This is a genomic window from Aureicoccus marinus, assembly GCF_002954325.1.
GTDB classification, from domain to species: domain Bacteria; phylum Bacteroidota; class Bacteroidia; order Flavobacteriales; family Flavobacteriaceae; genus Aureicoccus; species Aureicoccus marinus.
Map to the genome: position 1 here is coordinate 1,850,724 of NZ_MQVX01000001.1, position 634 is coordinate 1,851,357.

Consider the following 634-nt stretch of genomic DNA (forward strand, 5'->3'; position numbering starts at 1 on the left):
CCGTTGGCAACAATATTGAGCATTTTAGATTGATGTATTTTTGGTGTATATTTACACCGTATTGTATTTTACAATGGCCAGACAAAGCATTTCTTTTACGAAACCCAACGATGAGTGGTTGAAATCCCAAGTGGACAGTCAAGAATATTCCAGCAAAAGTGAATTGGTAAATGACCTTGTGCGACAGGCTAGAAAACAGCAGGCCCAAATTGACTGGATTAGAGCTAAACTCGAGAAAGCCGAAAAGAGCGGATTTACTAGCGACGGAAAGGACGAAATCTTAAAACAGTCCAAAGCATTGCTGAATGGCTCATTATAGACTGAGTAATGAAGCCAAGAATGACCTGGTTCGGATTCACCAATATGGAGTTAAACAATTCGGACTTGCTCAGGCCGACAAGTATTTTGAATCATTTTTCCAATACTTTGACTTAATTGCCGAACGGCCTTACTCTTTCGAATCGGTAGACTACTTAAAAAACGGATACCGCAGATGTGTTTGTGGTGTCGATAGTATTTTCTTCAGAATAAATGAAGAAACAGTAGAGATAATGGCTATTGTCGGAAAACAGGACTTAAGTAATATCCTCTAAACTTAGAGAAAGTAAAAATATTCTGTTGCCAACACGGGCTA

2 protein-coding genes are annotated in these 634 nt (G+C 38.8%); both read left to right on the forward strand.

Annotated elements, in window-relative coordinates; genetic code table 11:
- Positions 1 to 73: 73 nt before the first annotated feature.
- A complete protein-coding gene (locus tag BST99_RS08640) occupies positions 74 to 319 on the forward strand; it encodes a ribbon-helix-helix domain-containing protein (protein ID WP_105001442.1) in 246 nt (81 codons plus the stop codon).
- Complete coding sequence (locus tag BST99_RS08645) at positions 306 to 593, forward strand: type II toxin-antitoxin system RelE/ParE family toxin (RefSeq protein WP_105001443.1); 288 nt, start codon at positions 306 to 308, stop codon at positions 591 to 593. Before BST99_RS08640 ends, BST99_RS08645 begins: the two co-directional genes overlap by 14 nt.
- The last annotated feature ends 41 nt before the right edge of the window (positions 594 to 634 follow it).

What these genes read in the sequence shown, in the direction of transcription:
- BST99_RS08645 (WP_105001443.1), top strand. Translation starts at nt 306, where the DNA reads ATGGCTCATTATAGACTGAGTAATGAAGCCAAGAATGACCTGGTTCGG.
- BST99_RS08640 (WP_105001442.1), top strand. Translation starts at nt 74, where the DNA reads ATGGCCAGACAAAGCATTTCTTTTACGAAACCCAACGATGAGTGGTTG.